At 71.0% G+C, this 6,283-nt stretch carries 6 protein-coding genes; 4 read left to right on the top strand and 2 right to left on the bottom strand.

Annotated features, from left to right (window positions below):
- Positions 1 to 340: 340 nt before the first annotated feature.
- Positions 341 to 1,483 (top strand): GGDEF domain-containing protein, encoded by a 1,143-nt coding sequence (locus KWI83_RS31665; RefSeq protein WP_218517823.1) that lies wholly within the window; start codon positions 341 to 343, stop codon positions 1,481 to 1,483.
- A 108-nt stretch (positions 1,484 to 1,591) separates the two neighbouring features.
- On the top strand, positions 1,592 to 3,130 hold the full coding sequence (gene hutH, locus KWI83_RS31660) for a histidine ammonia-lyase (protein WP_218517830.1): 1,539 nt from the start codon (positions 1,592 to 1,594) through the stop codon (positions 3,128 to 3,130).
- Positions 3,131 to 3,174: 44 nt separating this feature from the next.
- On the opposite strand, the gene KWI83_RS31655 is transcribed toward hutH, so the two are convergent.
- Both KWI83_RS31655 and KWI83_RS31650 read right to left on the bottom strand, forming a co-directional pair.
- Entirely contained in the window at positions 3,175 to 3,945 is a 771-nt protein-coding gene (locus KWI83_RS31655) for a hypothetical protein (RefSeq protein WP_218517822.1), read from the bottom strand.
- Positions 3,946 to 3,991: 46 nt separating this feature from the next.
- Positions 3,992 to 4,297 (bottom strand): LPXTG cell wall anchor domain-containing protein, encoded by a 306-nt coding sequence (locus tag KWI83_RS31650; RefSeq protein ID WP_218517821.1) that lies wholly within the window; start codon positions 4,295 to 4,297, stop codon positions 3,992 to 3,994.
- Between the two features lie 109 nt (positions 4,298 to 4,406).
- Here KWI83_RS31650 and KWI83_RS31645 point away from each other — a divergent pair, with 109 nt between their 5' ends.
- Both KWI83_RS31645 and KWI83_RS31640 read left to right on the top strand, forming a co-directional pair.
- Complete coding sequence (locus KWI83_RS31645; protein WP_256363064.1) at positions 4,407 to 4,751, top strand: hypothetical protein; 345 nt, start codon at positions 4,407 to 4,409, stop codon at positions 4,749 to 4,751.
- 212 nt (positions 4,752 to 4,963) lie between these two features.
- Positions 4,964 to 6,229 (top strand): Ig-like domain-containing protein, encoded by a 1,266-nt coding sequence (locus tag KWI83_RS31640; protein WP_218517819.1) that lies wholly within the window; start codon positions 4,964 to 4,966, stop codon positions 6,227 to 6,229.
- The last annotated feature ends 54 nt before the right edge of the window (positions 6,230 to 6,283 follow it).

The following is a 6,283-nucleotide window of genomic DNA, read 5'->3' as shown; positions in this document are numbered from 1 at the left end:
GGTCTGGTTTCCGCTGCGTGCCGCGTGCTTCCGTTGGTCTGGTTTCCGCTGCGTGCCGCGTGCTCCCGCTGGCCTGGTTCCCACCCCGCGCCGCACCCCCCGCCGGGCCCGGCGTTCACCCCGCCCACCCCCTCTTGCCGGACCCGGCGCTCACCCCGCCCGCCCGGCGCCCACTCGCGCCGCCCCCCCCTCCCGCCAGTCCTGACCCCGCCCCGCGTCGGCCCACGCAGGCCCAGGTCCGCGTCGCTGTGGAGTGGCGGGGGCGTTGGTGGCGTGAGCTGTCTCACCCCGGCGCCCCGCAAACATCCCCATTCGCCCCAAACCTCCCTAGCCTGGAGTGATGGGTGAGGAGAGCCGGCTCGCGGCTGTGGTGGCGTTGGCGCAGGGGATGGCTGCGGCGCAGTCGGTGCGGGAGTCGTGGCGGGCCGCCGCGCTCGGGGCGTGTCGGGCGTTGGACGGGAGTTTTGCCGCGCTGTCGGTGTGGGAGCGGGACCTCGGGCGGTTGCGGGTGCTCGTCAACGTGGGGGAGCGGGCGGACGGCGAGGAGGAGTTCCCGGAGGACGAGGCCTACCCGGTGCACCAGTTCGCCGAGATCACCGAGTTCCTGCACGAGCAGTGGGCCGGTGGCGGCGAACCCGACGCCTGGGTGGAGACCGCCGACGGGCCCACCGCCGGGCGTGCCGGATTCTGTCATCAGAGGGTCGCCGCGCTGCGGCGGAGAGGGCGGGGGTGCTGCGTCGTCGCTCCTGTCGTCCTGCACGGCCGCGCCTGGGGCGAGCTGTATGTCGCCCGGCCTCTCGGCGCTCCCGTCTTCGACCGCGCCGACGCCGACTTCGCCACCGTCCTGGCCGCCGTCGTCGCCGCCGGGATCGCGCAGACCGAGCGGCTGGAGGAGGCCCGGCGGCTCGCCTTCACCGACTCCCTCACCGGCCTCGCCAACCGCCGCGCCGTGGACATGCGCCTGGACGAGGCCATCGAACGGCATCGCAGGGACGGCGTCGTGGTCAGTCTTGTCGTCTGTGATCTCAACGGACTCAAGCGCGTCAACGACACCCGCGGGCACGCCTTCGGCGACCGGCTCCTCGAACGGTTCGGCTCCGTGCTCTCCCTCTGCGGCGCCATGCTGCCCGGCGCCCTCGCCGCCCGCCTCGGCGGCGACGAGTTCTGCCTGCTCGCCGTCGGTCCGCCCGCCGACGACGTCGTCAAGGTCGCCGACGAACTGTGCCGCCGCGCCGCCGAGCTGGAACTCGGCGACGGAGTCGCCTGCGGCGTCGCGTCCACCGAGCACCCGATCGGTCCCGTCCGCTCCGCCCGCCGCCTCTTCCGGCTCGCGGACGCCGCCCAGTACCAGGCCAAGGGCGTCCGCGCCGCGAAGGCGGTCGTGGCCGGGCGCGAGGGACCCGACGACCCCGTCGTACGCCTCGCCGACGCACCCCCCGAGGGCCCCACGCCCGAACGCCGCCGCTTCCGCGGCCGCCGCTGAGCGACACTCACCCCGGCGGCGCCCGCCGAGCATCCGGGCGGTAAGGGTCACATCCGGCCCCCACTCGTGACATCTTCGAATTCACTGCGTACGCTCCTGAATATGGATATGCACACTGTGGTGGTGGGGACGTCCGGGGTCACCGCGTCCGACGTCCTCGCCGTGGCGCGCGCCGGCGCCCGCGTCGAGCTCTCCGGCGAGGCGGTGGCCGCCCTCACCGCGGCCCGCGAGATCGTGGACGCCCTGGCGGCCAAGCCCGACCCGGTCTACGGCGTCTCCACCGGCTTCGGCGCCCTCGCGACCCGGCACATCGGCCAGGAACTGCGCACCCGGCTCCAGCGCAACATCGTCCGCTCGCACGCCGCTGGCATGGGGCCGAAGGTCGAGCGGGAGGTCGTACGGGCGCTGATGTTCCTGCGGCTGAAGACCGTCTGCTCCGGACACACCGGCGTACGCCCCGATGTCGCGCAGACCATGGCCGACGTACTGAACGCCGGCATCACCCCCGTCGTGCACGAGTACGGCTCCCTCGGCTGCTCCGGCGATCTCGCGCCCCTGTCCCACTGCGCCCTCACCCTGATGGGCGAAGGGGACGCCGAGGGCCCGGACGGGGCCGTCCGCCCCGCCGCCGAGCTGCTCGCCGCGCACGGCATCGAGCCCGTCGAACTGCGCGAGAAGGAGGGCCTCGCCCTGCTCAACGGCACCGACGGCATGCTCGGCATGCTGCTCATGGCCCTCGCCGACCTCGACACCCTCTACAAGTCCGCCGACGTCACCGCGGCCCTGTCCCTGGAAGCCCTCCTCGGCACCGACCGGGTCCTCGCCCCCGACCTGCACGCCATCCGCCCGCACCCCGGCCAGGCCGCCAGCGCCGCCAACATGCTGGCCGTGCTGAAGGGTTCCGGCCTGACGGGCCATCACCAGGACGACGCGCCCCGCGTCCAGGACGCCTACTCCGTCCGCTGCGCCCCGCAGGTGGCCGGCGCCGGACGCGACACCCTCGCCCACGCCCGCCTCGTCGCCGACCGCGAACTGGCATCGGCGGTGGACAACCCGGTCGTCCTGCCCGACGGCCGTGTCGAGTCCAACGGCAACTTCCACGGCGCCCCGGTCGCCTATGTGCTCGACTTCCTCGCCATCGCCGCCGCCGACCTCGCGTCCGTCGCCGAGCGGCGCACCGACCGGCTGCTGGACAAGAACCGCAGCCACGGGCTGCCGCCGTTCCTCGCCGACGACGCCGGGGTGGACAGCGGGCTGATGATCGCCCAGTACACGCAGGCCGCGCTGGTGAGCGAGATGAAGCGGCTCGCCGTACCGGCGTCCGCGGACTCCATCCCGTCCTCCGCGATGCAGGAGGACCATGTGTCGATGGGCTGGTCGGCGGCGCGCAAGCTGCGCACGGCCGTCGACGACCTCACCCGGGTCATCGCGGTCGAGCTGTACGCCGCCACGCGCGCGATCGAGCTGCGCGAGGGGCTGACCCCGGCCCCCGCCACGCGGGCCGTCATCGACGCCGTACGGGCCGCCGGGGTGGCCGGTCCCGGGCCGGATCGTTTCCTCGCCCCCGACCTGGCCGCCGCCGACGCGTTCGTGCGGGACGGGCGGCTGGTCGCGGCGGTGGAGACCGTCACCGGGCCGCTGCAGTAGGACGGTTGAGGGGCCCTGCCGGACGACCGGCAGGGCCCCGGGGATCACTTGAGCTTGGCGACCTGCGCCTCGACCACGGCCGCCGGGACCTCGGCCGCCTCACCGGTACCGAGCGCGGCGAAGTTCACGGTGTAGAACGTGGCGATGGTGCTGCCCTTGCGGACCACCTCCGTGTGGAAGGTGGCCGTGCCCTCGCCGTCCATGTCGACGCCCTGGGCGAACGCCACCGACTCGTCACCCAGCCCGGAGCCCTTCACCGAGGCGACCTTGGTGACCTTCGAGTTCTCGCCTCCGGCGGTGAGTCCGTACCCGCCCGAGCAGGCCGAGACGCCGTCGGACACGGCCTTCATGGCCTTCTCGGCGCCGTCACCTTCGTACGAGGAGAGGCCGACGAACGTCATGTTGACGTTGAAGGCGTCCGCGACGTCCTCCGGCTGCGCGGTGGCGGACGACGCCTTGTCCTCCGCGACGGTGTTGCCGGCGTTCGCGTCCGTGTCACCCGGGGCGAGAGCGGCGGTGGCCCAGGCCAGCGGGTCGCACTCCGCCTTGTCGGTCTTCACCTCGGTCTTGGACTTCGGGAGGGTGGCGTCCCCCGAGTCGACCTTGTAGCCCTTGACCTCGCCCTGAGCGAGGAGCAGCTTCTCCAGTTCGGCCGTGCCGAGCGCCTTGGCGGCCTGAGTCGGCGAGGAGGAGGACTCCGTGTCCTTGGAGTCGCCGGAGTTGTCCGACGCCCCGCCACAACCGGTGATGAGGGCGAGCGACAGCGCGCTCACGGCAGCCGCGGCGCTCAGTCGCGCACCCGATGATCTGTTCATGATCGGACTATGCGGTGCAGGTCAAGGACACGTCAAGTGATCTTTGTCAGAGCCCGAGACGCTCGCGGCGCACGGAGTACGCGACGAATCCGGCACCGAGCGTGAGACAGAGTGCGCCACCGAGGACGTAGGGCGTGCTGTCGAAGCTGCCGGTGTCGGCGAGGCGGGTGCCGTCGGCCGCCGAGTCGGCGGTGTCCGTGGGCATGGCCCGGGCCTGCGTCGTCGGCGTCGCCGTGGACTGCTCTCTCGCCGTGCCGTCCGCCGTGGCGTTCGCGGACGGGACGAACCACAGGGCCCCCAGCAGGGTGCCCGCGGCGGTGGCGGTCAGCAACGGACGGCGAGCGGATGACACGGAATATCGATCCCCTTGTGACGCTGGCGAATTGGCCGTGTGGGGCGATGCTAGTGAAAGCCGCGGGTCGGGGGAAAGTCGCGGGGGTTCCGGGCCGTACCCTCCGAGCATGAGCACTACAGAGACATCAGGTTTTGTACGGCTTCGGGTGGAACTCGTCCTCCAGGTCGACGACCCGGAGGCCTTGACCCGGGCGGCGCGGCGGCGGATCTCCGAGGACGCCGATATGCAGGGCGAGGAACGGTCGCACGCCGAGAGCGCTGTGACGGAAGACACCGCGGAGGCACTGGCGTATCTCGTGGATCCGTTCGACCTGGTCAGCGAGGTGCCCGGGGTCGAACTCCAGCAGGCCTCCTGGAGCAGCGAGCAGGTGGACTACGACCCTGATTCGCCGGACTGGGACCTCGACGACGATGATGTGGACGACGAGGAAGAGGAAAAGCGGGTCGGCTGACGCGGCTTGGGAAAATCGTGACCCCGGGCGGCAACCGCCGTCCGGGGCTTTGTCGTCTCAAGGGGCGCATGGACCGCACCCGCACTCCCCGCGACCGGCCGCGGGGGACGTGGTGAGCCCCACACATCAAGGGAATGTGGAACGGGATGAACCGGTCGTAGCGTTGAGATCTCCTGAACGGGGACTCTCGGGGTTGTGGGGAATCGGCAACGATGGAGAAGCGTGTGATGACGAACAGTAAGCGGCGCAAGGGCCTCACGGTCGCGTCCGCTCTGCTCGGCGGCGTTCTGGTGCTCTCGGCATGTTCCGGTGGCGAGGAGGCCTCCGGCGGCGACGGCGGCAACGACACCTCGCAGGCCAAGGTCGACGAGGCGGCGGCGCAGAAGACCTCCGAGGCCCAGATCGAGATCACCCCCAAGGACGGCTCGACCAACGCCTCCATCAACAACTCCGCCGCCGTCACCGTGAGCAAGGGCACGCTCACCGAGGTGACGATGACGGCGGCCGACGGCACGGCCGTCGAGGGCGAGATCTCGGCCGACAGGACCAGCTGGAAGCCCAGCGTCCAGCTGGAGCGCTCCACGCGCTACAAGGTCGCGGTGACCGCGAAGGACGCCAAGGGCCTGGAGGCCCACGAGAACGCCTCCTTCACCACGGTCTCCCCGGCCAACAGCTTCATAGGCACCTTCACACCGGACGACGGCACCACCGTCGGCGTCGGCATGCCGGTCTCGATCAACTTCGACAAGGCGATCACCAACAAGGCGGACGTCCAGAAGGGCGTCACCGTCACCTCCAGCAGCGGCCAGGAGGTCGCCTGCCACTGGTTCAACGCCAACCGCATGGACTGCCGCCCCCAGGACTACTGGAAGGAAGGCTCCACCGTCACGCTGAAGCTGGCGCTCGACGGCGTCGAGGGCGCCGAGGGTGTGTATGGCGTCCAGCAGAAGACGGTCTCCTTCACCATCGGCCGCAACCAGGTCTCCTACGTCGACGCGCAGACCAAGCAGATGAAGGTCACGCAGGACGGCAAGGTCGTCAAGACCATCCCGATCTCCGCCGGTTCGCCCGAGAACAAGACGTACGAGGGCCAGATGGTGATCTCCGAGAAGTTCAAGGAGACCCGGATGAACGGCGCGACGGTCGGCTTCACCGACGACGACGGCGAGGGCGAGTACGACATCAAGGACGTCCCGCACGCCATGCGCCTGACCACGTCCGGCACGTTCATCCACGGCAACTACTGGGGCGCCGACTCCATCTTCGGCAACGTCAACACCAGCCACGGCTGCATCGGCCTGAACGACACCAAGGGCGCCGACGACCCCAACACCGAGGGCGCGTGGTTCTACGACAACTCGATGATCGGTGACGTCGTGGTCGTCGAGAACACCGGCGACAAGACGGTCGCGCCGGAGAACGGACTCAACGGCTGGAACATGAGCTGGGCGCAGTGGAAGGCCGGTTCCGCCCTCTGACGCAGGCTCACAGCGGAGGCCGCCCGTGCCCGGGCGGCCTCTCGTCTTTCCCTG

Source organism: Streptomyces sp. TRM70350, assembly GCF_019219825.1.
Classification (GTDB): domain Bacteria; phylum Actinomycetota; class Actinomycetes; order Streptomycetales; family Streptomycetaceae; genus Streptomyces.
Note: the sequence above shows the minus strand (reverse complement) of the source record. Positions and strands in the feature narration are given on the sequence as shown.

Bases quoted from the DNA above. Each gene is read 5' to 3' on its own strand.
- KWI83_RS31645 (WP_256363064.1), top strand. From the start codon at position 4,407: ATGAGCACTACAGAGACATCAGGTTTTGTACGGCTTCGGGTGGAACTC.
- KWI83_RS31665 (WP_218517823.1), top strand. From the start codon at position 341: ATGGGTGAGGAGAGCCGGCTCGCGGCTGTGGTGGCGTTGGCGCAGGGG.
- KWI83_RS31655 (WP_218517822.1), bottom strand. From the start codon at position 3,945: ATGAACAGATCATCGGGTGCGCGACTGAGCGCCGCGGCTGCCGTGAGC.
- hutH (WP_218517830.1), top strand. From the start codon at position 1,592: ATGCACACTGTGGTGGTGGGGACGTCCGGGGTCACCGCGTCCGACGTC.
- KWI83_RS31640 (WP_218517819.1), top strand. From the start codon at position 4,964: ATGGAGAAGCGTGTGATGACGAACAGTAAGCGGCGCAAGGGCCTCACG.